At 73.5% G+C, this 24,732-nt stretch carries 23 protein-coding genes; 7 read left to right on the forward strand and 16 right to left on the reverse strand.

The genetic code is table 11. The features are described 5' to 3' along the window. Positions 1–6 precede the first annotated feature (6 nt). Positions 7–864, forward strand: coding sequence for a DUF881 domain-containing protein (locus tag QOZ88_RS07250; protein WP_305999123.1), 858 nt, complete (start codon positions 7–9; stop codon positions 862–864). 7 nt (positions 865–871) lie between these two features. Here QOZ88_RS07250 and QOZ88_RS07255 read toward each other — a convergent pair whose 3' ends face one another. The 4 genes from QOZ88_RS07255 to QOZ88_RS07270 form a co-directional block, all read right to left on the reverse strand. Beyond that, positions 872–1,336, reverse strand: a complete 465-nt coding sequence (locus QOZ88_RS07255) for an SgcJ/EcaC family oxidoreductase (protein WP_091930506.1) — start codon at positions 1,334–1,336, stop codon at positions 872–874. A gap of 256 nt (positions 1,337–1,592) precedes the next feature. Next, a complete protein-coding gene (locus tag QOZ88_RS07260; RefSeq protein ID WP_305999124.1) occupies positions 1,593–3,491 on the reverse strand; it encodes an ABC transporter ATP-binding protein in 1,899 nt (632 codons plus the stop codon). Positions 3,492–3,570: 79 nt separating this feature from the next. Then, entirely contained in the window at positions 3,571–4,359 is a 789-nt protein-coding gene (locus tag QOZ88_RS07265; RefSeq protein ID WP_305999125.1) for an enoyl-CoA hydratase/isomerase family protein, read from the reverse strand. Next, complete coding sequence (locus tag QOZ88_RS07270; RefSeq protein ID WP_305999126.1) at positions 4,352–4,582, reverse strand: helix-turn-helix domain-containing protein; 231 nt, start codon at positions 4,580–4,582, stop codon at positions 4,352–4,354. The genes QOZ88_RS07265 and QOZ88_RS07270 overlap by 8 nt, the downstream gene beginning before the upstream one ends. Positions 4,583–4,694: 112 nt before the next feature. Here QOZ88_RS07270 and QOZ88_RS07275 point away from each other — a divergent pair, with 112 nt between their 5' ends. Next, on the forward strand, positions 4,695–4,937 hold the full coding sequence (locus QOZ88_RS07275; protein ID WP_305999127.1) for a hypothetical protein: 243 nt from the start codon (positions 4,695–4,697) through the stop codon (positions 4,935–4,937). A gap of 464 nt (positions 4,938–5,401) precedes the next feature. Here QOZ88_RS07275 and QOZ88_RS07280 read toward each other — a convergent pair whose 3' ends face one another. Beyond that, positions 5,402–7,003: an ABC-F family ATP-binding cassette domain-containing protein gene (locus QOZ88_RS07280; protein ID WP_305999128.1), complete on the reverse strand. Its 1,602-nt coding sequence runs from the start codon at positions 7,001–7,003 to the stop codon at positions 5,402–5,404. A gap of 84 nt (positions 7,004–7,087) precedes the next feature. On the opposite strand from QOZ88_RS07280, the gene QOZ88_RS07285 reads away from it, so the two are divergent. Continuing rightward, positions 7,088–8,911, forward strand: coding sequence for an SCO7613 C-terminal domain-containing membrane protein (locus QOZ88_RS07285; protein WP_305999129.1), 1,824 nt, complete (start codon positions 7,088–7,090; stop codon positions 8,909–8,911). A gap of 376 nt (positions 8,912–9,287) precedes the next feature. Here the strand turns inward: QOZ88_RS07285 and QOZ88_RS07290 are convergent, their stop codons facing one another. From QOZ88_RS07290 to QOZ88_RS07325, 8 genes are read right to left on the reverse strand one after another with little or no spacing between them, the layout of a single operon-like run. Next, positions 9,288–9,695, reverse strand: a complete 408-nt coding sequence (locus QOZ88_RS07290) for a metal-sulfur cluster assembly factor (protein WP_305999130.1) — start codon at positions 9,693–9,695, stop codon at positions 9,288–9,290. Then, positions 9,695–10,159 carry a Fe-S cluster assembly sulfur transfer protein SufU gene (sufU, locus tag QOZ88_RS07295; RefSeq protein ID WP_305999131.1) on the reverse strand — a complete coding sequence of 155 codons (465 nt, stop codon included), beginning with the start codon at positions 10,157–10,159 and terminating at the stop codon, positions 9,695–9,697. The genes QOZ88_RS07290 and sufU overlap by 1 nt, the downstream gene beginning before the upstream one ends. Positions 10,160–10,172: 13 nt before the next feature. Further along, positions 10,173–11,483: a cysteine desulfurase gene (locus QOZ88_RS07300; RefSeq protein WP_305999132.1), complete on the reverse strand. Its 1,311-nt coding sequence runs from the start codon at positions 11,481–11,483 to the stop codon at positions 10,173–10,175. Beyond that, positions 11,480–12,250 (reverse strand): Fe-S cluster assembly ATPase SufC, encoded by a 771-nt coding sequence (sufC, locus tag QOZ88_RS07305; RefSeq protein WP_305999133.1) that lies wholly within the window; start codon positions 12,248–12,250, stop codon positions 11,480–11,482. Before sufC ends, QOZ88_RS07300 begins: the two co-directional genes overlap by 4 nt. Before the next feature lie 15 nt (positions 12,251–12,265). Beyond that, positions 12,266–12,619: a Rieske (2Fe-2S) protein gene (locus QOZ88_RS07310; protein WP_305999134.1), complete on the reverse strand. Its 354-nt coding sequence runs from the start codon at positions 12,617–12,619 to the stop codon at positions 12,266–12,268. A 2-nt stretch (positions 12,620–12,621) separates the two neighbouring features. Next, positions 12,622–13,941: a Fe-S cluster assembly protein SufD gene (gene sufD / locus QOZ88_RS07315; RefSeq protein ID WP_305999135.1), complete on the reverse strand. Its 1,320-nt coding sequence runs from the start codon at positions 13,939–13,941 to the stop codon at positions 12,622–12,624. After that, a complete protein-coding gene (gene sufB, locus QOZ88_RS07320) occupies positions 13,941–15,380 on the reverse strand; it encodes a Fe-S cluster assembly protein SufB (protein WP_305999136.1) in 1,440 nt (479 codons plus the stop codon). Before sufB ends, sufD begins: the two co-directional genes overlap by 1 nt. Then, positions 15,377–16,219, reverse strand: a complete 843-nt coding sequence (locus QOZ88_RS07325) for a helix-turn-helix transcriptional regulator (RefSeq protein ID WP_305999137.1) — start codon at positions 16,217–16,219, stop codon at positions 15,377–15,379. Before QOZ88_RS07325 ends, sufB begins: the two co-directional genes overlap by 4 nt. 165 nt (positions 16,220–16,384) lie before the next feature. Here QOZ88_RS07325 and QOZ88_RS07330 point away from each other — a divergent pair, with 165 nt between their 5' ends. Further along, a complete protein-coding gene (locus QOZ88_RS07330; RefSeq protein ID WP_305999138.1) occupies positions 16,385–17,311 on the forward strand; it encodes a COX15/CtaA family protein in 927 nt (308 codons plus the stop codon). Positions 17,312–17,371: 60 nt separating this feature from the next. On the opposite strand, the gene QOZ88_RS07335 is transcribed toward QOZ88_RS07330, so the two are convergent. The 3 genes from QOZ88_RS07335 to QOZ88_RS07345 all read right to left on the reverse strand — a co-directional run bounded on the left by QOZ88_RS07335 (position 17,372) and on the right by QOZ88_RS07345 (position 19,354). Then, the gene (locus QOZ88_RS07335) at positions 17,372–17,680 is read right to left on the reverse strand and encodes an endonuclease domain-containing protein (protein WP_305999139.1); all 309 of its coding nucleotides are present in this window, start codon (positions 17,678–17,680) and stop codon (positions 17,372–17,374) included. 12 nt (positions 17,681–17,692) lie between these two features. Then, positions 17,693–18,286, reverse strand: a complete 594-nt coding sequence (locus tag QOZ88_RS07340; protein WP_305999140.1) for a hypothetical protein — start codon at positions 18,284–18,286, stop codon at positions 17,693–17,695. A gap of 135 nt (positions 18,287–18,421) precedes the next feature. Beyond that, positions 18,422–19,354, reverse strand: coding sequence for a heme o synthase (locus tag QOZ88_RS07345; RefSeq protein WP_305999141.1), 933 nt, complete (start codon positions 19,352–19,354; stop codon positions 18,422–18,424). A gap of 275 nt (positions 19,355–19,629) precedes the next feature. On the opposite strand from QOZ88_RS07345, the gene tkt reads away from it, so the two are divergent. From tkt to QOZ88_RS07360, 3 genes are all read left to right on the forward strand, one after another. Next, positions 19,630–21,843 carry a transketolase gene (tkt, locus tag QOZ88_RS07350; protein WP_305999142.1) on the forward strand — a complete coding sequence of 738 codons (2,214 nt, stop codon included), beginning with the start codon at positions 19,630–19,632 and terminating at the stop codon, positions 21,841–21,843. Positions 21,844–21,929: 86 nt separating this feature from the next. After that, on the forward strand, positions 21,930–23,030 hold the full coding sequence (gene tal / locus QOZ88_RS07355; protein ID WP_305999143.1) for a transaldolase: 1,101 nt from the start codon (positions 21,930–21,932) through the stop codon (positions 23,028–23,030). Further along, entirely contained in the window at positions 23,027–24,631 is a 1,605-nt protein-coding gene (locus QOZ88_RS07360) for a glucose-6-phosphate isomerase (protein WP_305999144.1), read from the forward strand. The genes tal and QOZ88_RS07360 overlap by 4 nt, the downstream gene beginning before the upstream one ends. The last annotated feature ends 101 nt before the right edge of the window (positions 24,632–24,732 follow it).

Raw genomic sequence — 24,732 nt, forward strand, 5'->3', positions numbered from 1 at the left:
GAGCCGATGGACGGCGACGAGCGGAGGGCTACGGGCGGCGACGGGCCACCCCTCGGGCCGGCCTCCGCGGACGTCGGCGCCGCAGCCGCTCCCGCACCCGGCGACGCGGTGGCCGGCGATGCGGTGGCCGGCGATGCGGTGGCCGGCGATGCGGTGGCCGGCCCCGCCCCGAACGAGCAACCCTCGACCTCGACCCGAGGGTCAGGGCCGGCCCGGTTGTGGAGCCGCCCCGTCGCCGTGGCCGCCACCGCCGGGCTGACCGTGGTGCTGGGTTTCGCGCTCGTCGTGCAGATCCGCAGCACCGCCGAGCCGGCCGAGCAGGACGTGCGCAGCGAGGCCGACCTCGTCGTCCTGCTGGACGAGCTGAACGCCCAGGAGGAGACGCTGCGCCAGGAGATCGGTGCCACCCGGGAGACCCTCGAGCAGCTGGGCAGTGGGCAGGAGGAGTCCGGGAGCGCGCTGGAGGAGGCACGGTCCCGGGCGGAGGCCATCGGCATCCTCGCGGGCACCCTCCCGGTCAGCGGCCCCGGGGTGCTGGTGACCGTCCAGGACCCCGACGGCGCTGTCCCCGCGTCGGTGGTGCTCGGCGCCATCCAGGAGCTGCGCGGCGCCGGCGCGGAGGCGCTGCAGGTCGACGGCGTGCGGGTCGTCGCGTCCAGCGCCGTGACCGGCTCCCCCGGCGCCCTGCGCATCGACGGTCAGCCGCTGAGCTCCCCCTACGAGTTCCGCGCCATCGGCCCCCCGGCCGCGATGGAGATCGCCCTGTCGGTCACCGGCGGGGTGCTCGCCGACATCGGCCGCGAGGGTGCGCGGGTGCGGGTCGAGCGGGCCGACGACGTGCGGGTGGACGCCACCGTCGACTGACCCCGGCTCACTGCGGGATGAGCAGGCCCCGCAGCTCCTCGGTCAGGGCCTCCCGCGCCTCGGGATGCTGGTGCCACGCCGCCGGGGTGACCTGGAACAGCGAGATGCGCCACCGGCCGCGCCCCTCGTCGACGGCGATCATCGTGTGGACGGCGTTGAGCTCGGGGTCGAGGTCGCTCGCGCCGGCCGGGATCATCCCGGCGTGCGCGGTCAGCATCGCCACGCCGTCGCCCACGGGGCGGACCGAGCGGACCACGGCCACGTAGGCGGGCGTCTGGTGCGACGAGAACACCTGGCGCAGGTCCGCCGCGATCGACAGCCGGCCGCGGTGGTGGCTCCCGTCGAACCCGATGATGTCGCCGTCGTCGGCGAAGCCGGCCGCCACCGCCGCGCCGCTGCGCCGGTTCCAGCCGTCGATGAACTCGGCGTAGAGCGCCTGGATCTGGGCGTCCTGCGGGTGGGCTGCGGTCACGTCTCCTCCTCGCTGGCGTTCGCCGGTGCGTCCCGACGCGTGCTGCGGTCCTGCGTGGCCGCGCCAGCCCGGCCACGTGTCCCGGCTGCGGCCGCCTGGGACAGGTGTGACGCTAGTGGTCCGGGTGACCAACTCGTTCGATGCTCGCCGGAGTTCCACGCCGTCCGCTCCGGCGCTTTCTCCCTGCTTCCGAGCGCCCGCCACCGTGCGTGCACGGTCGTGCGCGCACGGCCATCGGAAACGTCCGTCGATCGGGTCACCCGACGATGATCGGACGCCGCTCCTGCTGCGCGAACTGGGTGCGGTGCAGGTCGGCGTACCGGCCGCCGCGCGCCAGCAGCTCCTCGTGCGTCCCCGCCTCGACGATCCGCCCCTCGTCGACGACCAGGATCTGGTCGGCGCTGCGGATGGTCGACAGCCGGTGCGCGATGACCAGGGACGTCCGGCCGGCCAGCGCGGTGTCGAGGGCATGCTGCACCGCGGCCTCGGACTCGCTGTCCAGGTGGGCCGTCGCCTCGTCGAGGATGACGATGCCCGGCGCCTTCAGCAGCACCCGGGCGATGGCCAGCCGCTGCTTCTCCCCGCCCGAGAGCCGGTAGCCGCGGTCGCCGACCACCGTCTCCAGCCCCTCCGGCAGCGACCGCACGAGGTCGGCGATCCGCGCACCCGCGAGGGCCTCCCACAGCTGCTCGTCGGGGGCCTCCGGCCGCGCGTAGCGGAGGTTGGCCCCGATGGTGTCGTGGAACAGGTGCGCGTCCTGGCTGACGACGCCGACCGCGTCGCGCAGGGAGGCCAGCGTCGCCCGCCGCACGTCGACACCCCCGACCCGCACCGTGCCGCCGGTGGCGTCGTACAGCCGGGGCACCAGGTGGGCGATGGTCGACTTGCCGGCCCCCGAGTGCCCGACCAGCGCGACGAGACGACCGGGTTCTACCCGGAAGCTGACGTCGTGCAGGACGTCGACCGGACCGCCGTGCTCGGGCAGCGACACCTCCTCCAGCGACGGCAGCGAGACGTCGGCGCCGGACGGGTAGCTGAAGGAGACGCCGTCGAACTCGATGGACCGGTCGTCGGCCGGGACGGGGACGGCGTCGGGCGCCTGGCGGATCATCGGCGGGAGGTCGAGCACCTCGAAGACGCGGTCGAAGCTGACCATCGCGCTCATCACGTCCACGCGGATGTTGGACAGGGCGGTCAGCGGCCCGTAGAGCCGGGACAGCAGCAGCGCGAGCGCCACCACGTCACCGGCGCTCAGTTCGCCGGTGAAGGCGAGCCAGCCGCCGAGGCCGTACACCAGCGCGGTCGCCAGCGCCGCCACCAGCGTCAGCGCGGTGAAGAAAGTGCGCCCGTACATGGCCGAGAGGACGCCGATGTCGCGCACCCGGGCGGCGCGGCCGCGGAAGGACTCGGCTTCGGCCGTCGGCCGGCCGAACAGCTTCACCAGCAGCGCGCCGGCGACGTTGAACCGCTCGGTCATCGTGGCGTTCATCGACGCGTTGAGCGAGTAGGACTCCCGGGTGATCTCCTGCAGCCGGCGGCCGATGCGGCGGGCGGGCAGGACGAACAGCGGCACGAGGACCAGGGACAGCAGCGTGATCTGCCAGGACAGCGTGAGCATCACGCCCGCCGTGAGCACCAGCCCGATGACGTTGCTGACGACGCCCGACAGCGTCGAGGTGAACGCCTGCTGCGCGCCGACGACGTCGTTGTTCAGGCGGCTGACCAGCGCGCCGGTCTGCGTGCGCGTGAAGAAGGCGACCGGCATGCGCTGGACGTGCTCGAAGACCTGGCTGCGCAGGTCGTAGATGACGCCTTCGCCGATGCGCGCGGAGTACCAGCGGGTGCCCAGGGAGATCCCGGCGTCGACCACGGCCAGGCCGGCGATGACCAGCGCGATCTGCACGATGTCGCCCGCGGTGCCCTCGAGCCCGGCGATCCGGTTGACGATGTCGCCGGCCAGCAGCGGGGTGATCACGCCGATGACCGAGGAGCCGACGACGAGCAGCAGGAAGAAGGTGAGCTCGCGCCGGTAGGGCCGGGCGATGCCGACGATCCGCCGGACGGTGCCCTCGGGCAGCTGCCGCGCGGTCACCGACGGATCCCGCTTGAACGACCGCATGGCCGCCATGGAGGTCATGGACTGGCTCACGTCCATGCCACCTCCCTCGTCCCGCCGGTCGCGCCCCGGCGGCTGCTGCAACCAGGGCGCGACCGCGCTTGTTCCTGGGAGCCTCTCAGGGGCCGCTGACGATTTCGTGCAGCCGCTGCACCTGGGCGGCGCGCTCCGCGGCGTCCTGGGCACCGACGTCGTTGCGCACGGCCGAGCGGACCAACGCCGCGGCGGCCCGGCTCGCACCCACCGGCGGGGCGAGGAGCGCCGCGGTCAGGTCGGCGACGGCGTCGTCCAGCTCCGCGCGCGGCACCACCGCGGTCGCGAGGCCGATCGCCTGCGCCTCGGCGGCGCCGACGGCCCGACCGGTCAGGCACAGCTCCAGCGCCCGCGCGTAGCCGACGAGCTCGACCAGCGTGCTCGTGCCGGTCAGATCGGGGACCAGGCCGAGCGTCACCTCGGGCAGCCGCAGCTGCGCGTCGTCGGTGAACACCCGCAAGTCGCAGGCGAGCGCCAGCTGGGCACCGGCGCCGATGGCGTGGCCCTGCACCGCCGCGACCGACACGACGCCCGGCGAGCGCAGCCAGCGGAAGCCGGCCTGGTAGCCGCGGATCCGCTCCTGCGCCTCCTCGACCGGCAGCCGCACGAGCTCACCCAGCCCACCTCCCGTGCGCGAGCCGGTGTCGAACATGCTGCGGTCCAGGCCGGCCGAGAAAGAGCGGCCGGAGCCGCGCAGGACGACGACCCGCACGTCGTCGTCCAGCGACGCCCAGACGTCGGCCAGCGCCGACCAGGTGTCCGGCGTCTGGGCGTTCAGCTGGTCCGGCCGGTCCAGGGTGACGGTGAGGACGGCGCCGTCGCGGCTCGTCCGCAGCCAGCCGGGCGTGGTGGTGTCGGTGGGGTCTTCAGTCACGCTTCTTGCTATTCCGGTTGGCTCCGCCGCGGCTGCGCAGCGAGGCCCCGGACTCCGAGAGCAGCCGGTGCACGAAGCCGTAGGACCGGTTCGTCGAGGTGGCCAGGGAGCGGATGCTCTCGCCCTCGTCGTACCGCTTGCGCAGCTCGTCGGCGAGCGTCGACCGGTCACCGCCGGTGATCCGCTTGCCCTTGCCGAGGTCCGCAGTGCTCGTGTCGGCCATGGCTCCCCTCCGTGTCGGCCACCGGCCCACCGGCACAACCGGTGCGCGACGGCCCGTCGTTGGCTGTCCGCCCTGGTGCCGCCGTCCCGTCGACCACGGCTCCCTCGGACCCATGATCACCCAGACGGGGGACGACGGCCACGTGAACCGAGACCTGCCGGAGTCATGCGACGTCGGGGGGTTGGGGAGTCGCTGCGGAGCGCCGACGGGCAAGTGGTTGCGTTTCGACCCGGACTTCGTCTACCGCAACGTCACGATCACGGATGCCCGCGTATCAGACGTCGTCGACCTCGCTGCCGTCTACAGCCGGCGCCTCGCCGGCGCCGGCACACCGATGGTGAACAGCCACGCGTGACCAGCCGAGGTGTCCCGGAGTCGATCGCCAACCACGGCGTCCGATGGCCGCGACGAATGCCTCCTCCGCCTCGGCGGAGACGTGCACACTCCGCTCGGCCTCCGCGCGCGATCGGTGAGAGCTCTCTTCGAACCCGCCCCACTCAGGGTGCTCACCGGTCCACTCGTGAGCTGCTTCAGCCACCGACGCGAGAAGCGCCTGCCGTTCGCTATCCACTCGACTCCGTTCGAGGTCATCGATCACGACAGCAGTCTGCAACGCAGCTACGACAGAGGCCCGCGACGAGCGATCCCCCTGGGGTCCCGACGGCACGCCATGACAGGCCGGCGCCGAACGGGAGCAGCCGCGCTCTGCCCCGCCCGGAGTGGCAGAGAGCTACTGTCCGCGGAACACATGCCCAGCCTCCCGGGCCGCGACGGGCATCGACCGCCGCGGCGCCGAGCCGCGATCACCGCCGAGCAGGCCTACGCGAGCTCGACCAGGTCGGCGAGGTCCTCGCTCCACGCGTCCTCGGTGCCGTCCGGCAGCAGGATGACCTTGTCGGGGTCCAGCGCCCGCACGGCACCCTCGTCGTGGGTGACCAGCACGATCGCGCCGGCGTAGGTGCGCAGCGCCTCGAGCACCTGCTCGCGGCTGGCCGGGTCCAGGTTGTTCGTCGGCTCGTCGAGGAGCAGCACGTTGGCGCCCGAGACGACGAGCGTCGCCATCGCCAGCCGGGTGCGCTCACCGCCGGAGAGCGTGCCGGTGCGCTGGTCGACCGTCTCGCCGGAGAACAGGAAGGCGCCGAGGATGCGGCGCAGCTCGGTGTCGGTGCTGTCGGGCGCCGACGAGCGCATGTTCTCCAGCAGCGTGCGGTCCATGTCGAGCGTCTCGTGCTCCTGCGCGTAGTAGCCCACGCGCAGCCCGTGGCCGGCCTTGACCTCCCCGGTGTCGGGGCTCTCGGTGCCGGCGAGCATCCGCAGCAGCGTCGTCTTGCCCGCCCCGTTGAGCCCCAGGACGACGACGCGCGCGCCGCGGTCCACCGCGAGGTCGACGTCGGTGAAGATCTCGAGCGAGCCGTAGCTCTTGGACAACCCCTCGGCGGTGAGCGGCGTCTTCCCGCACGCGGCCGGCGTCGGGAACCGGAGCTTGGCGACCTTGTCCTGCACCCGCACGTCGGCCAGCCCGGCGGCCAGCCGCTCGGCCCGCTTGTCCATGCTCTTGGCGGCCTTGGCCTTGGTCGCCTTGGCGCGCATCTTGTCCGCCTGCGCGGTGAGGGTGTCGATCTTGCGCTCGGTGTTGGCGCGCTCCTGCTTGCGGCGCCGCTCGTCGGTCTCCCGCTGGGCCAGGTAGGGCTTCCAGCCGAGGTTGTAGATGTCGACGGTGGCCCGGTTGGCGTCCAGGTGCCACACCTTGTTGACGACGGCGTCGAGCAGTTCGACGTCGTGGCTGATGACGATCAGCCCGCTCTTGTGGCCGGCCAGGAAGCCCTTGAGCCAGGTGATCGAGTCGCCGTCGAGGTGGTTGGTCGGCTCGTCGAGCAGCAGCGTCTCGGCGTCGGAGAAGAGGATGCGGGCGAGCTCGACCCGGCGGCGCTGGCCGCCGGAGAGCGTGCGCAGCGGCTGGGCGAGGACGCGGTCGGGCAGGCCGAGGTTGGTGCAGATGCGCGCGGCGTCGCTCTCCGCGGCGTACCCGCCGAGCGCGGCGAACTGGTCCTCCAGCCGGCCGTAGCGGCGGACGGCCCGGTCGCGCTCGTCGTCGTCCGCGGGCTCGGCCATGGCGACCTGCGCCTTGACCAGCTGCGCCTTCAGGACGTCGAGCCCTCGGCCGGAGAGCACCCGGTCGCTGGCGGTGATGTCGAGGTCGCCGCTGCGGGGGTCCTGCGGCAGGTAGCCGATCTCGCCGGTGACGTCGACCTTCCCGGCGTGCGGCAGGCGCTCGCCGGCCAGGGTGGTGAGCGTCGTGGTCTTGCCGGCGCCGTTGCGCCCGACGAGGCCGATGCGGTCACCGGGCTGCACCCGCAGGGAGGCCTCGCTGATGAGGATGCGGGCGCCGGCGCGCAGCTCCAGGCCGGTCGTCGTGATCACTGCACCCAGGGTAGGCGCTCGACCGCCGGGTTCCGAACGCTTCGAGGGTGATTCGGGCGGCACCGCCGCGGGCAGGGTGCTCCGGTGACCCCGGAGGCGCGGACGACCCGGCCGGTGGCTCCTCCGCCGGTGCCGCCGTTCCCGTACGCTGCCAGCCCGCCGCAGGTGCTCCTCGCCGTGGGCGCCGTGCTGCTGGTGAGCGGCGCGGCGGCGCTGGCGTCGGTCCAGGGCGGGCCGCTGGTCAGCGGGGCGCTCCTGGTGCTCGCCGGGGTCGCCGCGGCCGGCTCGGTCCGGGCGGACCGCTCGCGGCTGCGCAGCTCGGCCGAGACCTTCGCCGCCAGCTCCGCGGGCCTGGCGCTGGCCGCCGGTGACGTCGGCGCACCGCGGACCGGCGACCCGCTGCTGCCGCTGGTGCTGGCCGGCGCCTTCGTCCTGCTGCACCGCACCTCCCCCGCCACCACCGCGTGGCCGCTCGCCGCGTGGGCGGGTCTGCAGCTCGCCGTCCTGCGGCTGCTGGACCAGGTCGCCGTCGCCCTCCGCACGGAGTTCCTGCTGGCCGTGGCCCTGGCCGGCCTCGCGGTCGCCCTGTTCGGCCGGCCGCTGGTCGCCCGGCTGGTCCTGGCGACGACGGCACCCTGGTTCGCCGCCGGCGTGCTGGCCGGCCTCCAGGAGTCGTGGACCGCCGGTCCGGCCGCGCGGTGGCCGGCCGCCGCCCTGGTGGCGGGCGCCGCCGGCGGGCTGCTGCTGGCCCGGCTGCGCGCACCGCTCGACGTGCTGCTCGGCCCCCCGCGGCTGGTCCCCGTCGTCTCCGGCGCCGTCACCGGGGCCGCCGTCGCCGGGGCGTCGTCCGCCGGGGGGCCGGTCGTCGTCGCCGTGGCCGGGTTCGCCGGCGTCCTGGGAGCCGCGGTGGCGGCCGGTGCGCTCAGCGGGTGGCGGCGCGGGTTCCTGCTGCCCGTGGCCCTCACCGGCGGCGTGCTGCTGGCCGCCCTGTCGGTCCTCCGCCTGGTGGCCGGCACGCACTGGTCGGCGCTGGCGCTGCTGCTGCTCCTGACGGCGGCCCCGACGCTGTGGGTGGCAGCCCGGCGCCCCGACGACCGCCCCGTGGCGGCGCCGACGGCGGTCGGTTGCCTGGCCGGGGCAGCGGTCCTGGGGCTCCCCGACGGCTGGGCCTCCCCCGCCGGCGCCGCCGTTCTGCTGACCGCGCTGTACGTGGCCGCGCTCGGCACGGCGGCGGTGCTGGACCGCGACTCCCGGCGCGCCACGGTCACCGCCGCGGCGGTCGTCGCCGCGCTGGCCGTGCTGCTCCTGCTGGTCCGGGGGGACCGTGCCCAGGTGCTGGCCCACCTGGCGGTCCAGGGCACCGCGACGCTGGGTTGGGCGTGGTGGACCGGTCGGGCGGACGCCAGCGACGCCGGCGCCGCGACCGACGCCGGCACCGCCTGGCGGGTGGGCGCGGTCCAGGTGGTGCTCGCCTGCTGGATCGCGGCCGCGCTCGCCGGCACCGGCACGGTGGAGGCCTGGACGCTGCCGGCCGCCGGCGGACTGCTGCTCGCGTCGGGGCGGGCACTGGTGCGCGAGCCGTCGTGGCCGTCCTGGGGCCCGGGCCTGCTCGTGGCAGCCGTCCCGTCGACCGCGCTCGCCGCCCTCTCCCCCGACGGGCCGCGCGCCGTGCTGGTGCTGGCTGCCGCCGCGGTCGCGATGGTGGCGGGGAGCCGGGCCGGCGTCCGAGCCCCGATCCTGGTCGGGGCGGGCTCGGCGCTGGTGCTGGCGCTGGGCCTGGCGGTGCGCGCGCTGCCCTGGCCGGTCGCCGCCGCGCTGGCGGTGGGCACCGTGCTCCTGCTCGTGGGGGTGCTGCGCGAGCGGACGCCGGTCGCCGGCTTCGCCGCCCGCCTCGCCGACCTGCGGTGACACTGTGACATGGCGCCCCTCCGGGTCGCAGCGCGGCCAGGAGCCGTGCCCCAGCGGCGACGTCGTCCCCGGGACGGGCATTCCGGCGTCCGGAATGCCCACCTCGGGGACAACGCTCACCCGCCGGCAGGCGGCGGCCCGCTGCAGGGTCCCGCGCCGAGCGTGCGAGGTGTGGGGCCGGCGGGACCGTTCTCCTCGTCCCGCGTCACGCAACCTTCGACTGGTTCAAGCTGGGCCGGCTAGCGCTTGGCGTCAGGACAGTGTGCGCAGACGCGCCATTCCCGTGCCGAGAACTGACCATCTGCGCACTCCGTCGCCATCCGCGGCGGTCTCGGGAAGGCAGCCGCCAGGCAGGCGAACGCTGACGGCCACAGGACTAGACCCGGAAGCCGAGGGCGCGCAGCTGCTCGCGGCCGTCGTCGGTGATCTTGTCCGGGCCCCACGGCGGCATCCAGACCCAGTTGATCCGGATGTCGTCGACCAGCCCCGGGCCGGGGCCACCGGTGAGGGCCTGGCGGGCCTGGTCCTCGATGACGTCGGTGAGCGGGCACGCCGCGCTGGTGAGCGTCATGTCGATGATCGCGACGTTGCTGTCGTCGACGTCGAGGCCGTAGACGAGGCCGAGGTCGACGACGTTCACGCCGAGCTCGGGGTCGACGACGTCGCGCATCGCCTCCTCGAGGTCCTCGAGCAGCGCCGACTTGTAGGCGGGCAGGTCACCCGGGGCGCCGTCGGTTGCGGGCGTCGCGTTCCCGGTCACGGCGTTCTCGGTGGTCTCGCTCATCACTGGCCTCCGGCCTGGGTCGTGGACAGGGCTCGGGCGGACGCGTCCTTGAGGGCCATCCAGCTCATCAGCGCGCACTTGATGCGCGCCGGGTACTTGGAGACGCCGGCGAACGCGACGGCGTCCTCCAGCTCGTCCTCGAGCTTCTCGGCGACGGCGGGGTCGCCCTTGGCCTGCATGAGGGTCATGAAGTGCTCGCCGGTCTCCAGCGCCTCGGTCACCGGCTTGCCGACCACCAGGTCGTACATCGCCGAGACCGATGCCTGGCTGATCGAGCACCCCATGCCCTCGTAGGACACGTCGGCGACGGTGCCGCCGTCGAGCTTCACCCGCAGGGTCACCTCGTCACCGCACGTCGGGTTGACGTGGTGCACCTCGGCGTCGAACGGGTCGCGCAGACCGCGTCCGTGCGGGTTCTTGTAGTGGTCCAGGATGATCTCCTGGTACATCGACTCGAGCTGCATCAGCGGATCGACCTCACACCGTTCCGAAGAACTTCTGGGCCGCGCGAATTCCGTCGGCCAGCGCGTCGACGTCGTCGTACCCCGTGTGCACGTAGAACGTCGCCCGGGTGGTGGCCGGGACGCCGTAGCGCCGCACGACCGGCCACGCGCAGTGGTGCCCCACGCGGACGGCGATGCCGAGGTCGTCGAGCACCTGCCCGACGTCGTGCGGGTGGACGCCCTCGACGGTGAAGGAGACCGCTCCCCCGCGGGAGACGGTGTCGGGCGGGCCGATCACCGTGACGCCGGGGATCTCGGCGAGCTTCTCCAGCGCGTAGCCGGTGAGCGCCCGCTCGTGCTCCTCGACCTTGTCCATGCCGAGGGCGGTCAGGTACTCGACGGCGGCCCCGAGCCCGACCACCTGCGCGGTCATCGGCACGCCGGCCTCGAAGCGCTGCGGCGGCGGCATGAAGGTGGAGCCCTCCATGCGCACGACCTCGATCATCGAGCCGCCGGTGAGGAACGGGGGCAGCGCGTCGAGTACCTCGTAGCGGCCCCACAGCACGCCGACGCCGGTGGGCCCGAGCATCTTGTGCCCGGAGAACACCAGGAAGTCCGCACCCAGGGCCGTCACGTCGATCGGCTGGTGCGGCACCGACTGTGCGCCGTCCACCAGCACCAGGGCACCGACCTCGCGGGCTCGCGCCACGATCTGCTCGATCGGGTTGATGGTGCCCAGGATGTTGGACTGCTGGGTGACGGCGACGAGCTTGGTGCGCTCGTTGACCACCGTCGCCAGGCCCGACAGGTCCAGCCGGCCGCCGTCGGTCAACCCGAGCCAGCGCAGGGTCGCCCCGGTGCGCTCGCACAGCTGCTGCCACGGGATCAGGTTGGCGTGGTGCTCCATCTCGGTGACGACGATCTCGTCCCCCTGGCCGACGGCGTGGGTCCGGAACTCCGGCTCCTTGGCCGTGGCCGCGTTGGACAGCGCGTAGGCCACCAGGTTGATCGCCTCGGTGGTGTTGCGGGTGAAGACGATCTCGTTCTCGGGAGCGCCGATGAACGCACCGATCGTGGCCCGGGCCTCCTCGTAGGCGCCGGTCGCCTCCTCGGCGAGCTGGTGGGCCCCCCGGTGCGGCGCGGCGTTCACGTTCTCGTAGAACCAGCGCTCGGCGTCGAGCACCTGGCGCGGCTTCTGCGAGGTGGCCCCGGAGTCGAGGTAGACCAGCCGCTTCCCGTCGCGCACGGTGCGGGACAGGATCGGGAAGTCCGCCCGGATCGCCTCGACGTCCAGCGGGAGCGGGGTGCGCGCCCCCGTGGCGGGACGCGAGGCGGTCGAGGTCATGCCGCGGTCTCCCCCGACCCCTTCGCGTACGCCGCGTAGCCCTCGTTCTCCAGCTTCTCCGCCAGCTCCGGGCCACCCTCCTCGACGACCTTGCCGTTGACGAAGACGTGCACGAAGTCCGGCTTGATGTAGCGCAGGATCCGCGTGTAGTGGGTGATCAGCAGGACGCCGACGTCACCCTCCTCGCGGGTGCGGTTGACGCCCTCGGAGACGATCCGCAGCGCGTCGACGTCGAGGCCGGAGTCGGTCTCGTCGAGGATCGCGATGCCGGGCTTGAGCAGCCGCATCTGCAGGATCTCGTGGCGCTTCTTCTCACCACCGGAGAAGCCCTCGTTGACGTTGCGCTCGGCGAAGGCCGGGTCCATCTCGAGCGCTTCCATCTCGCTCTTGACGTCCTTGACCCAGGTGCGCAGCTTCGGCGCCTCGCCCTTGATCGCGGTGGCGGCGGTGCGCAGGAAGTTCGACACCGAGACACCGGGCACCTCGACCGGGTACTGCATGGCGAGGAACAGGCCGGCACGGGCCCGCTCGTCGACGCTCATCGCGAGGACGTCCTCGCCGTCGAGCGTGACGCTGCCGCCGGTGATCGTGTACTTCGGGTGGCCGGCGATCGAGTAGGCCAGGGTCGACTTCCCCGAGCCGTTGGGGCCCATGATCGCGTGCGTCTCGCCGGAGCGGACGGTCAGGTCGACGCCACGGAGGATTTCCTTGGCATCGTCCCCCTCGCCGACGCTGACGTGCAGGTCGCGGATCTCCAGAACGGACACTTCTCTTCTCGCTCCTCAGTTGGCGGCCGCGGCGGGGAGGGTGCCGTCGGCCTCGGTGTCGACGTACACGTCCTCCCCCTCCACGCGGACCGGGTAGACGGGGACCGGCTCGGTCGCCGGCAGGTTGGTGGGCTCGCCCGTGCGCAGGTCGAAGCACGACCCGTGCAGGAAGCACTCGATCGTCGGCGCGCCGTCGAAGGTCTCGACGTCGCCGTCGGTGAGCGGCACGTCGGCGTGCGAGCAGCGGTCCTCGAGCGCGTAGACCGCACCCTCGAACCGGACGACGGCGATGTCGATGTCGGCCAGCTCGACCCGCAGCGACCCCGTCTCCTTGATGTCGGAGAGGGCGCAGACGCGTTCGAAGGCCATGGTCAGGCCACCTCGACCGGCTGCTCGTCCAGGGCGGGCAGGGCGCCGAGGCGCTCGTCGATGGCGGCCATCAGCCGGTCCTGCAGCGCGTCCAGGCCGATCCGCTGGACGACGTCGGCGAAGAAGCCGCGGACGACCAGCCGGCGCGCGGTCTCGGCGTCGATGCCCCGCGAGCAGAGGTAGAACAGCTGCTCGTCGTCGAACCGGCCGGTGGCGCTGGCGTGCCCGGCACCGACGATCTCGCCGGTCTCGATCTCCAGGTTCGGCACCGAGTCGGCGCGGGCGCCGTCGGTGAGCACCAGGTTGCGGTTGAGCTCGTAGGTCTCCGTGCCGGTGGCCGCGGGCCGGATGCGGACGTCGCCGATCCAGACCGTGCGCGCGCCCTCGCCCTGCAGCGCGCCCTTGTAGAGCACGTCGCTGGAGCAGTTGGGCACCGCGTGGTCGACCCACAGGCGGTGCTCCTGGTGCTGGGTCTCGTCGGAGAAGTAGACGCCGAAGAGCTCCGCGCTGCCGCCGGGACCGGCGTACTGCACGTTGCTGACCAGGCGGACCAGGTCGCCGCCGAGGGTCACCACGACCTGGGTGAAGGTGGCGTCCCGGCCGACGACGGCGTCGTACTGCCCGCCGTGCACGGCCCCGGGCGCCCAGTCCTGCACCGACACGAGCTTCACCTGGGCGCTGTCGCCGACGAGGACGGAGACGCCCCCGGCGTAGCGGGCCAGGCCGCTGTGGTCGAGCACGATCGTCGCCTTCGCGAAGGCGCCGACCTCGATCACGAGGTGGCCCCAGACGACGTCCTCGGAGCCGGAGCCGGCCAGGCCGAGGGTGACCGGGCGGTCGAGCTGGGCCTCCTTGGCCACGCGGACGACGGCGGCGCCACCGCTGCGCTGGCGGGCCAGCGCCGCGAGCCGGTCGACCGGCTCGGGCAGCCCCTTGAGCAGCGGGTCGCCGGCCTCGACGCTGGTCAGCTCGACGCCCTCGGGCAGGTCGGTGGTCCAGGTGAGGTGGGCGTCCGACGGGGCGCCGTCGAGCAGCGGCCTGAGCCGCTTCATCGGCGTGAAGCGCCAGGTCTCCTCGCGTCCGGTCGGCACGCCGAAGGCGTCCGGGTCGATCGAGGTGAACCGCTCGGCGGGCGAACCGGTGGGCGTGGACCCGCCGTGCGAGTGCGCGCCGGGCGCGGCCTGCCCGGCCGTGCCGGTGCCGGCGGCCGGGACGGCCGGCGGACCGGCCTGCGTCCCGACGCCGTCGCCGAACAGCTCGCCGGCGAGGGTGGCCGACTCGGTGGTCAGCCCGGTGGTGGTGGGGGCGTTCTGGTCGGGCATCAGCCGACGGCACCTTCCATCTGCAGCTCGATGAGCCGGTTGAGCTCGAGGGCGTACTCCATGGGAAGCTCGCGGGCGATCGGCTCGACGAACCCGCGCACCACCATCGCCATGGCCTCGTCCTCCGAGAGGCCGCGGCTCATGAGGTAGAAGAGCTGGTCGTCGCTGACCCGGGAGACGGTCGCCTCGTGGCCCATGGCCACGTCGTCCTCCCGGACGTCGACATAGGGGTAGGTGTCCGACCGGCTGATCGTGTCGACCAGCAGCGCGTCGCACTTCACCGTGGACTTCGAGCCGTAGGCGCCCTCGTCGACCTGCACCAGGCCGCGGTAGGAGGTACGGCCACCGCCGCGGGCCACCGACTTCGACACGATCGTCGAGGAGGTGTGCGGCGCGGCGTGCACCATCTTGGCGCCGGCGTCCTGGTGCTGGCCCTCGCCCGCGAAGGCGATCGAGAGGACCTCACCCTTGGCGTGCTCGCCGGTCATCCAGACGGCCGGGTACTTCATCGTCACCTTGGAGCCGAGGTTGCCGTCGACCCACTCCATGGTCGCGCCCTCGTGGGCCACGGCCCGCTTGGTGACCAGGTTGTAGACGTTGTTCGACCAGTTCTGGATGGTCGTGTACCGGCAGCGCGCGTTCTTCTTGACGATGATCTCGACGACCGCGGAGTGCAGCGAGTCGCTCTTGTAGATCGGCGCGGTGCAGCCCTCGACGTAGTGCACGTAGGCGCCCTCGTCGACGATGATCAGCGTCCGCTCGAACTGGCCCATGTTCTCGGTGTTGATCCGGAAGTAGGCCTGCAGCGGGATCTCGACGTGCACGCCCGGCGGCACGTAGATGAACGAGCCACCCGACCAGACGGCGGTGTTCAGCGCGGCGAACTTGTTGTCACCGGACGGGATCACCGAGCCGAAGTACTCCTGGAAGATCTCCGGGTGCTCCTTGAGCGCCGTGTCGGTGTCCAGGAAGAGGACGCCCTGCTCCTCCAGGTCCTCGCGGATCTGGTGGTAGACGACCTCGGACTCGTACTGCGCGGCGACACCGGCGACCAGGCGCTGCTTCTCCGCCTCGGGGATGCCCAGCCTGTCGTAGGTGTTCTTGATGTCCTCCGGCAGCTCCTCCCACGAGGTCGCCTGCTTCTCGGTGGAGCGCACGAAGTACTTGATGTTCTGGAAGTCGATGCCCGAGAGGTCCGAACCCCAGTCGGGCATGGGCTTGCGACCGAAGAGCTTGAGGGCCTTGAGGCGGCGCTCGAGCATCCACTCGGGCTCGTTCTTGCGGGCCGAGATGTCGCGGACGACGTCCTCGTCGATCCCACGACGGGCGGAGGCACCGGCGACGTCGGCGTCGGCCCAGCCGTACTCGTAGCGGCCGAGCTGGTCGATCTGCTCGTCCTGCGTCAGCGGCGTGCTCACCGGCTGCTGGGTGCTGGTCATGCGGGCGTCCTCTCCCGGTCGTTCGTGGGGGCGGTGCTGGTGGACTCGGTCGTGCGGGTGCGCGCGCGGTCGGGCGCTGCACGCTCACCTGGTACAGGGCGTCCGGGGACCGATCTGTTCCCCGCACGCGTGTGGCCCCGGCCGCTGCCGGGGCGCACCGGACCGGGGATGTGCGTGGTGCACACCCCGTCGCCGTGGGCGATCGTGGCCAGCCGCTGGACGTGCGTGCCGACCAGCCGGCCGATCACCGCCGTCTCGGCCTCGCAGAGCTGCGGGAACTCCGCCGCGACGTGCGCCACCGGGCAGTGGTGCTGGCAGAGCTGCCCACCGCCGGACAACGCCGAGGCGGTGGCAGCGTAGCCCTCGGCGGTGAGGGCGGCGGCGAGCGCCTGGGCCCGGTCGGCCGGGGCGCCGGAGCTGCCGTCCGTGGCCGCCTCCACCGCGCTGGAGGCACGCGCCTCCAGGCCGGCGAGCTGCTGCTCGGCGATGGCGCGGACGGCGTCGGGACCTCCGGCCGCCGCGACGTAGCGCAGCGCGGTGAGGGCCAGGTCGTCGTAGGCGTGCGGGAAGGCCGAGCGGCCGGCGTCGGTGAGGTGGAAGCGCCGGGCGGGGCGCCCCCGGCCGCGGTGGGCGTCGCGCACCTGCCGCTCCTCGACCCGGCCGGTGGCGACCAGGGCGTCGAGGTGGCGGCGCACGGCCGCCGGGGAGATGCCGAGGCGCCCCGCCAGCTCGGTCGCCGTCTGCGGCCCGTGCTCCAGCAGCAGCCCGCTCACGCGGTCGCGGGTGCGCCCGTCGTCGGCGGACGCCGACGGCCGGGGCTTCGCCGCGAGAATTTCCACAACACGAGTGTGTCCTATTTCGGGGACGTCGCAAGCAAGGTGCACCTAAGAAGCGGCCCCCGGGAGGATCGAGGTGATGAGACTCACGGGCCCGGCGGCTCCCTGCAGGGGCCCGCCGCGAGCCTGCGAGCGGTGGGGAGCAGGGAGTCCTTCTAGCATCGGTGCGTGCCGGTCCTGCCCGCTTCCTTCTCGCCCACGACCGTCTCGCGGGTCGCGCTGGCCAACGTGCTGGCCAACGGGGCGATCGTGCTGACCGGGGGCGTCGTCCGCCTCACCGGCTCCGGTCTCGGCTGCCCGACCTGGCCCCGGTGCACCACCGAGAGCTTCGTGACGACGCCGGAGATGGGCATCCACGGCGTCGTCGAGTTCGGCAACCGGTTGCTGACCTTCGTCCTCACCGTCCTGGCGGTCGCGCTCGTCGTCGTGGTGGTGCGCTCACCGCGCCGCGACCTGCGCCCCCTGGCGGTGGTCGCGTTCCTCGGCATCCCCGCGCAGGGGGCTGTCGGCGGCGTCACCGTCCTCACAGGTCTGAACCCGTGGACGGTCGCCGCGCACTTCCTCGTCTCCATGGGGCTGGTCGCGCTGACCACCGTGCTGTGGCTTCGGTCGCGCGAGCCCGGCGTCGGGGAACCGCTGCTGCGGCGCCCGGTCCGCCTCCTGGTCGGCGCGATCGCCGCGGCCACCGCGCTGGTGCTGGTCATGGGCACGGTGGTCACCGGCAGCGGGCCGCACAGCGGCGACCCCGCGGCCGGGCGCACCGGGCTGGATGCCGAGCTGGTCAGCCACCTGCACGCGGACGCCGTCTTCCTGCTCGTCGGGCTCACCGTCGCCCTGCTGGTTGCCCTGTACGCGACCGACTCCCCCGGCCGGGTCCGCCGGGCCGCACGCGACCTGCTGATCGTCCAGCTCGCGCAGGGCGTCGTCGGCTACGTGCAGTACTTCACCCACCTGCCGGTCCTGCTCGTGCTGCTTCACATGCTGGGCGCCGTGCTGATCACCGCGTACACGGCCCGCCTGGTGTGGTCGGTCCGCGGCCCGGCGTCAGAGCGGCCGCTGACCGCCCCCGTCGAGCCGGCGGTCGCCGCCCGCTGACCGGCGCAGAACGCTGAGCGTGTGCGCCCACGCCCGGTTCGGCCGCGGCCGAACCGGGCGTCAGCGCACCCCCTCCAGCAGGAGCCGTCGTCTGGCGGCGTGGACCGACCGGATCTCCCGGCGGCACTCCTCGGGCTCGTCGGTCAGCCGGCGGTAGCTGAAGCGGAGCGTCTGCCAGCCGGCGGTGGCGAGCAGCGCGTCGCGGCGGATGTCCCGCTCGCGCTGCTCCCTCGAACCGTGCCACGCGGCGCCGTCCATCTCGACGGCGAGCAGGACGTCGTCGTAGGCAGCGTCGAGGTGGTGGGTCCGGCCGCCGACGGTGACCGTCCGCTGCTGGGCGAACGGGGGCATCCCCGGTGCGCGGAGCACCTGGAGGCATCCTCAGATCTCGAGCTCGCTCTGGCAGCCGTCCGCGAGCAGCCCGACCAGCTCGGTGAGCGCCGCGCGCCCCGGCAGGCACGGCCGCCGCTCGATCTCGGCGGCCAGCTGCCACGGGAGGCACAGCCGTCGGCGCACGGCGGTGATCGCGGCGGCCCGGAGATCCGCCCGCTGCGTTCCGTGCGGCCGGCCCCAGGTGTCCACGACCGCGCGCTCGGCGCAGGTGACCGGCAGGCCGTCCACCCGGCGGAGCGGGTCGGTGACGTCGCGGCTGCGGTGGAGCACGACCCCGGCCGGTCCCCTGCCGCTGCGCGCCAGGTCGACGGTGAGGTGCACCGGGCCGCCCGGCGGGAGGAGCCCCCAGAGCGCGAGGGCGGTGTGGTGGCTGAGCACCCCGTCACACGCCTGCACCGCCGCCTCGACGCGGAGGCGCCAGTAGTCGGCGACGGCGGGGAGCGCGTAGACCCCCGGCTGTATGCGGCGGATCCGGCCGGCGGACACCCAGGCGGCCAGGGTCTTCCGGTTGATCCGGGCGGTGAGCGCCTCCGACGTCGCCCAGCCGTCGGGTCCGAGCAGCTCCGCGATGTCGTACGCCACCCCGCGACCCTGACCGGTCGGTAGGTCGCGTGGCGGCAGCGGTGTCGATCTGTGGACGGAGCAGGAGCGTGTGCGCCGAGGCCCGGTTCTGATCACAGGAACCGGGCGCCGGCGCACACGCTCGGCGGGCCAGGCTCAGACGATGGCGTCGACGACGATCGCGACCGACAGCAGCGACAGGTACGAGATAGAGACGTGGAACAGCTGCATCGGCTTCATCTCGCCGCCGCGCTTGATGCGGGCGAGCAGCCGGTGGGACTCGACGACGAACCAGGCACCCAGCAGCGCCGCGGGGATCGCGTAGCCCAGCCCGATGCCGTAGCCGGAGGCCACCGGCCAGAGCAGCAGCGACACGGCGACGGTGGCCCACGCCCAGGCGACCGACTGCCGGCCGACCGAGAGCGCGGTGGTCACCACGGGCAGCATCGGGACGTCGGCCCGGGCGTAGTCGTCCTTGAACCGCAGGGCCAGCGCCCAGAAGTGCGGCATCTGCCAGCAGAAGACGATCCCGAACACCACGACCGCCGGCCAGTCCAGCGACCCGGTCACCGCCGCCCACCCGATGAGCACCGGTGCCGCGCCGGGCACGCCGCCCCACTCGGTGCTGCGGCGCGTGTGCCGCTTGAACACCATCGTGTACAGGACGGCGTAGTAGAAGATCGCCGCCGCCGCGAGCACCGCCGCGAGCGGCGTCGTCGTCACCAGCAGCAGCACGATGGCGCTGACGGTGAGGACCGAGCCGAAGACCAGGGCGGCCCGCGGGGTGACCTCGCCGGTCACCAGCGGCCGATTCCGGGTGCGCTGCATCAACCGGTCGATGTCCCGGTCGAAGTAGCAGTTGAAGACGTTGGCCGCGCCGGCGGCGAAGGTCCCGCCGAGCAGCGTCCAGAAGAGCAGCGACAGCGACGGCCAGCCCCGGTCGGCCAGCATCATCGCCGGCACCGTGGTGATCAGCAGCAGTTCGATGATGCGCGGCTTGGTGAGGCCGACGTAGGCGCCGAGGCGGGCTCGGAGCCGGGTGGCGAGGCGGGGAGCAGGGGCGGCGGTGCGCTCGGACAGCACCGTCACCGGGTGCCCTCGTGCGCGGTCGCGCGCGGGCAGCAGGGCACCACGGGATCCCTTCGAACCGGGGGGCGGAACTCCCCCACTGTAGCCCCGGCCGGTCCGGAGGCCGGCGTGCGGCATGACCTCGGATGACTAGGGTTGATCACGTTGCTGCCGCCGGTGCAGCGGGTAGGGGCGACCCGACGACGCCGTTCCGCCCCGCGGTCCCGCACCAGCCCACCGGCGGCCGGCCGCGCCCGGGCACGACGTCAGGCCTACCTCGAGGGAGAACCGACCAGATGGACACGCGCAGCACCGGGCCGGAAGCGCCGGCCGAGGCCGCGACCGACGCGCCCACCGGCAGCCCGTCGCAGCCGCAGCCGACCCTCCCCCAGGATTTCGGCGACCTCGACCGCCGAGCCATCGACACCGCCCGCGTGCTCGCGATGGACGCCGTCCAGAAGGTCGGCAACGGCCACCCCGGCACCGCGATGAGCATGGCGCCGACGGCCTACCTGCTGTTCCACAAGTGGCTGCGGCACGACCCGAGCGACCCGAACTGGGTCGCCCGCGACCGGTTCGTCCTGTCCATGGGGCACTCCAGCCTGACGCTGTACGTGCAGCTGTTCCTCGCCGGTTACGGCCTCGAGGTGGAGGACCTGCAGGCGCTGCGGACCTGGGGGTCGAAGACCCCCGGCCACCCCGAGGTCAACCACACCCCGGGCGTCGAGACGACCACCGGCCCGCTGGGCCAGGGCGTCGGCAACGCCGTCGGCATGGCGATGGCCGCCCGCCGCGAGCGCGGGTTGCTCGACCCCGACGCCCCCGAGGGCGAGAGCCTCTTCGACCACACCATCTGGTGCTTCGCCTCCGACGGCGACATGGAGGAGGGCGTCAGCGGCGAGGCGTCGTCGCTGGCCGGCACGCAGAAGCTCGGCAACCTGGTGCTCGTCTACGACGACAACCGGATCTCGATCGAGGACGACACGACCGTCGCCTTCACCGAGGACGTCGCGGCCCGGTACGAGGCCTACGGCTGGCACGTGCAGACCGTGGACGACGGCGAGGACCTCGCCGCCGTGGACGCCGCCTTCGCCGCCGCGAAGGCCGAGACCGGCCGGCCGTCGTTCATCCAGCTGCGCACCATCATCGCCTGGCCGGCGCCGAACAAGCAGAACACCGGCGCCTCGCACGGTTCGGCGCTGGGCGACGACGAGGTCCGCGCCACCAAGGAGATCCTCGGATTCGACCCCGAGCGCACCTTCCAGGTCGACGACGACGTGCTGGCCCACGCCCGCTCGGTGGTGGAGACCGGCCGCACCGCCCGCGCGGAGTGGGACGAGGCGTTCGCCGCCTGGGAGCAGGCCAACCCCGAGGGCGCCGCGCTGCTGGCCCGCATGCGCGAGCGCCGGCTGCCGGACGGCTGGGCCGAGGGGCTGCCGTCCTTCCCCGCCGACGAGAAGGGTGTCGCCACCCGGAAGGCCTCGGGCAAGGTGCTGGCCGAGCTCTACCCGCGGCTCCCCGAGCTGTGGGGCGGCTCCGCCGACCTGGCCGAGAGCAACAACACCGCGGTGGAGGGCGAACCGTCGTTCCTGCCCGCCGACCGCCAGACGAAGATGTGGTCCGGTGGGCCCTACGGCCGCACCATCCACTTCGGCGTCCGCGAGCACGCCATGGGCGCGGTGATGAACGGCATCGCCCTGCACGGCGGCACCCGCGTGTACGGCGGCACGTTCCTCACCTTCTCCGACTACATGCGCGGCGCGGTGCGGCTGGCCGCGCTCATGCAGCTCCCGGTCACCTACGTCTGGACCCACGACTCGATCGGGCTGGGTGAGGACGGGCCGACCCACCAGCCGATCGAGCACCTCGCCGCGCTGCGCGCCATCCCGGGGCTCGACGTCGTCCGGCCCGCGGACGCCAACGAGGTCGCCGTCGCCTGGCGCACGATCCTGGAGAACAACGACCGGCCGGCCGGGCTGCTGCTGTCCCGGCAGAACCTGCCGGTCTTCGACCGGGAGCAGCTCGGCTCGGCCGAGGGCGTGGCCCGCGGCGCCTACGTCCTGGCCGAGGCCTCCGGCGGGAGCCCCGAGGTGATCCTGATGGGCACCGGCTCGGAGGTGCAGATCGCCGTCGCCGCGCGCGAGCGGCTGGAGGCCGACGGCGTCCCGACCCGCGTGGTCTCGGTCCCCTGCGTCGAGTGGTTCGCCGACCAGGACCAGAGCTACAAGGACGAGGTGCTCCCGCCCTCGGTCCGCGCCCGTGTGAGCGTGGAGGCCGGCGTGCCCATGGGCTGGCGCGAGTTCGTCGGCGACGCCGGGCGGATCGTCGGGCTCACCCACTACGGCGCCAGCGCCGCCTACACCGTGCTCTACGAGGAGTTCGGGCTGACCGACGAGGCGGTCGTCGCCGCGGCACGGGAGAGCCTCGAGGCCGCCCGCTCGGGGGACGCCGTCCCCGCCGGTCCGGTCGCCGCCACCGGCGGGCTCCCCCAGGCCACCGGCGATCGCTGAAAGCCACCCTTCCTCCCACGCCTCTCGGGCTCGGCGCGGGAACCCGGAGGGGGCCGTTCCAGAACCTCACCAGGAAGGCACCTGACATGGCACAGAACGAGAACCTGGCCGAGCTGTCGTCCGCAGGGGTCGCCGTCTGGCTCGACGACCTCTCGCGGGACCGGATCCGCAGCGGCAACCTGCAGTCGCTGGTCGACGAGCACTCCATCGTCGGAGTCACCACGAACCCGACGATCTTCGCCGCGGCGATCAGCGGCTCGGACTCCTACGACGACCAGCTGCACGCCCTCGCCGTCCGCAAGGTGAGCGTCGAGGAGGCGCTGCGCACCGTCACGGCGGCCGACGTGCGCGATGCCTGCGACCTGCTGGCACCGGTGGCCCAGCGGCAGCCCGGCGACGGCCGCGTGTCGCTGGAGGTCGCCCCCGGCCTGGCCCACGACACCGACGCGACCGCCGCGGAGGCGGCCCACCTGTGGTGGCTGGTCGACCGCCCCAACCTGTTCATCAAGATCCCGGCCACCGAGGCCGGGCTGCCGGCGATCACCGAGACCATCGCCAACGGCATCAGCGTCAACGTCACGCTGATCTTCAGCCTCGAGCGGTACGAGGCGGTCATGGACGCCTACCTCGCCGGTCTGGAGAAGCGGGTCGCCGAGGGCGGCTCGCTCGAGGGCATCGCCTCGGTGGCGTCGTTCTTCGTGTCGCGGGTCGACAGCGAGATCGACAAGCGCCTCGACGCGGCCGGCGCGGAGGCGTCGCTGAAGGGCAAGGCCGGCATCGCCAACGCCCAGCTGGCCTACCAGGCCTACGAGGAGGTCTTCTCCAGCGACCGCTGGAAGGCCCTCCAGGCGCAGGGCGCGGTCGCGCAGCGCCCGCTGTGGGCCTCGACCGGCGTCAAGAACCCCGAGTACTCGGACACGATGTACATCAGCGAGCTGATCGCCCCCGGCACGGTGAACACCATGCCGGAGAAGACGCTCATGGCCTACGCCGACCACGGCTCCCCCGGCAACCCGGTGCAGAAGTCCTACGACGACGCCGCGGGGGTCATGCAGGCCGTGCGCGACGCCGGGGTGGACCTCGACGACGTCTTCCGGGTGCTGGAGGAGGAGGGCGTGCAGAAGTTCGTCGACTCCTGGGACGAGCTCACCGACTCGGTCCGCACCGAGCTGGAGGACAAGGCGTGAAGCTCGCGGTCACCCGCACCGGCCTGGACGTCCCCGAGCCGCTGCGGACCCGGCTCGAGCAGGACGACGTCGTCGCCCGCCTGGTCCGCAAGGACGCGACGCTGTGGGGCCCCGACGCCGAGAGCGAGGCCGCCGTGCGGTTGGGGTGGCTGGACCTGCCGGCCACCTCGCGGTCGCTGCTCGCCTCGCTCGCCGAGCTCCGCGCCGAGCTCGTCGCCGAGGGGCTGGACCGCATCGTGCTGTGCGGCATGGGCGGCTCGTCGCTGGCCCCGGAGGTCATCTGCCGCACCGCCGGCGTACCGCTGGTCGTGCTCGACACCACCGACCCGGGCCAGCTGCTGTCGGCCATGACCGAGCTGGAGCGCACCGTCGTGGTGGTCAGCTCCAAGTCCGGCGGCACGGTCGAGACCGAGAGCCAGCGGCGGGCGTTCGTCGCCGCGTTCGCCCGCGCCGGTCTCGACGAGCGCCAGATCGGCGCGCGCTTCGTCGTCGTCACCGACCCCGGCTCCCCGCTGGCCGATACGGCCTCGGCCATGGGTGCCCGGGCGGTGTTCCTCGCCGACCCCACCGTCGGCGGGCGGTACAGCGCTCTGTCGGCCTTCGGGCTGGTCCCCTCCGCGCTCGCCGGTGCCGATGTCGCCGCGCTGGTCGACGACGCCGAGCAGCTGGCCGAGCGGCTCGCCGAACCGGGCAACGCGGCGATGGAGCTGGGCGCGGCGCTGGGCGCGGCGTTCCACGCCGGCCGCGACAAGCTCGCCCTCGCCGACGCCGGGGAGACGCCCGTCGAGGGCTTCGGCGACTGGGCCGAGCAGCTCATCGCCGAGTCGACGGGCAAGGAGGGGCGCGGCATCCTGCCCGTCGTGCTCGAGTCCCCCGAGGCACCCGGCAGCTCGGGGCCCGACGTGCTGCTGGGCCTGGTCGGCGCCGGCCCCAGCGGTGCCGGCCCGGCGGTCGGCGTCACCGGGCCGCTCGGCGCGCAGTTCCTCGGCTGGGAGTACGCCACCGCGGTCGCCGGGCGGGTGCTGGGCATCAACCCCTTCGACCAGCCCAACGTGACCGAGAGCAAGGAGAACACCCAGGCGATCCTCGCCGCCGGGCTGCCCGACGAGCAGCCGGAGGCCACGATCGGTGCGGTGGAGATCCGCGGCACCGCTGCGGTGCTCCGGGGGGTCGACCTCTCCTCCCACGACGGGCTGTCGCTGACGCTGGACGCCCTCCTGGCGGCCGTCCCGCCCCGCGGCTACCTGGCGGTCATGGCCTACCTGGACCGCCTCCGGGACGCCCGTGCCGCCGAGGTACGCACCGCGCTGGCGCAGCGCACCGAGCAGGCGGTCACCTTCGGGTGGGGCCCCCGCTTCCTGCACTCCACCGGGCAGTACCACAAGGGCGGCCCGCAGGTCGGTGTCTTCCTGCAGATCACCGGTGCGCTGGACGAGGACGTGCCGGTGCCCGACCAGCAGTACACCTTCGGCACGCTGCAGGCGGCGCAGGCCGCGGGCGACCGCAAGGCGCTGGCCGACCGCGACCGTCCGCTGCTGCACCTGCACCTCACCGATCGGGCGGCGGGCATCGACCAGCTGCTCACCGCGCTGCACTGCTGAACACCGGCGAGCCGGCCGGGGAGCCGCCGCTCGACCCGCGCCCGATCCACCCTGCCGTCCGGTCCGCCGGACCGGACGGCGGGTTCCCCCGACCACGAGGA

This window comes from Blastococcus carthaginiensis, from assembly GCF_030731085.1.
Classification (GTDB): Bacteria; Actinomycetota; Actinomycetes; order Mycobacteriales; family Geodermatophilaceae; genus Blastococcus; species Blastococcus carthaginiensis.

What these genes read in the sequence shown, in the direction of transcription:
- QOZ88_RS07250 (WP_305999123.1), top strand. Translation starts at nt 7, where the DNA reads ATGGACGGCGACGAGCGGAGGGCTACGGGCGGCGACGGGCCACCCCTC.
- QOZ88_RS07260 (WP_305999124.1), bottom strand. Translation starts at nt 3,491, where the DNA reads ATGGACGTGAGCCAGTCCATGACCTCCATGGCGGCCATGCGGTCGTTC.
- QOZ88_RS07270 (WP_305999126.1), bottom strand. Translation starts at nt 4,582, where the DNA reads ATGGCCGACACGAGCACTGCGGACCTCGGCAAGGGCAAGCGGATCACC.
- QOZ88_RS07275 (WP_305999127.1), top strand. Translation starts at nt 4,695, where the DNA reads ATGATCACCCAGACGGGGGACGACGGCCACGTGAACCGAGACCTGCCG.
- QOZ88_RS07290 (WP_305999130.1), bottom strand. Translation starts at nt 9,695, where the DNA reads ATGAGCGAGACCACCGAGAACGCCGTGACCGGGAACGCGACGCCCGCA.
- sufU (WP_305999131.1), bottom strand. Translation starts at nt 10,159, where the DNA reads ATGCAGCTCGAGTCGATGTACCAGGAGATCATCCTGGACCACTACAAG.
- QOZ88_RS07300 (WP_305999132.1), bottom strand. Translation starts at nt 11,483, where the DNA reads ATGACCTCGACCGCCTCGCGTCCCGCCACGGGGGCGCGCACCCCGCTC.
- QOZ88_RS07310 (WP_305999134.1), bottom strand. Translation starts at nt 12,619, where the DNA reads ATGGCCTTCGAACGCGTCTGCGCCCTCTCCGACATCAAGGAGACGGGG.
- sufD (WP_305999135.1), bottom strand. Translation starts at nt 13,941, where the DNA reads ATGCCCGACCAGAACGCCCCCACCACCACCGGGCTGACCACCGAGTCG.
- sufB (WP_305999136.1), bottom strand. Translation starts at nt 15,380, where the DNA reads ATGACCAGCACCCAGCAGCCGGTGAGCACGCCGCTGACGCAGGACGAG.
- tkt (WP_305999142.1), top strand. Translation starts at nt 19,630, where the DNA reads ATGGACACGCGCAGCACCGGGCCGGAAGCGCCGGCCGAGGCCGCGACC.
- tal (WP_305999143.1), top strand. Translation starts at nt 21,930, where the DNA reads ATGGCACAGAACGAGAACCTGGCCGAGCTGTCGTCCGCAGGGGTCGCC.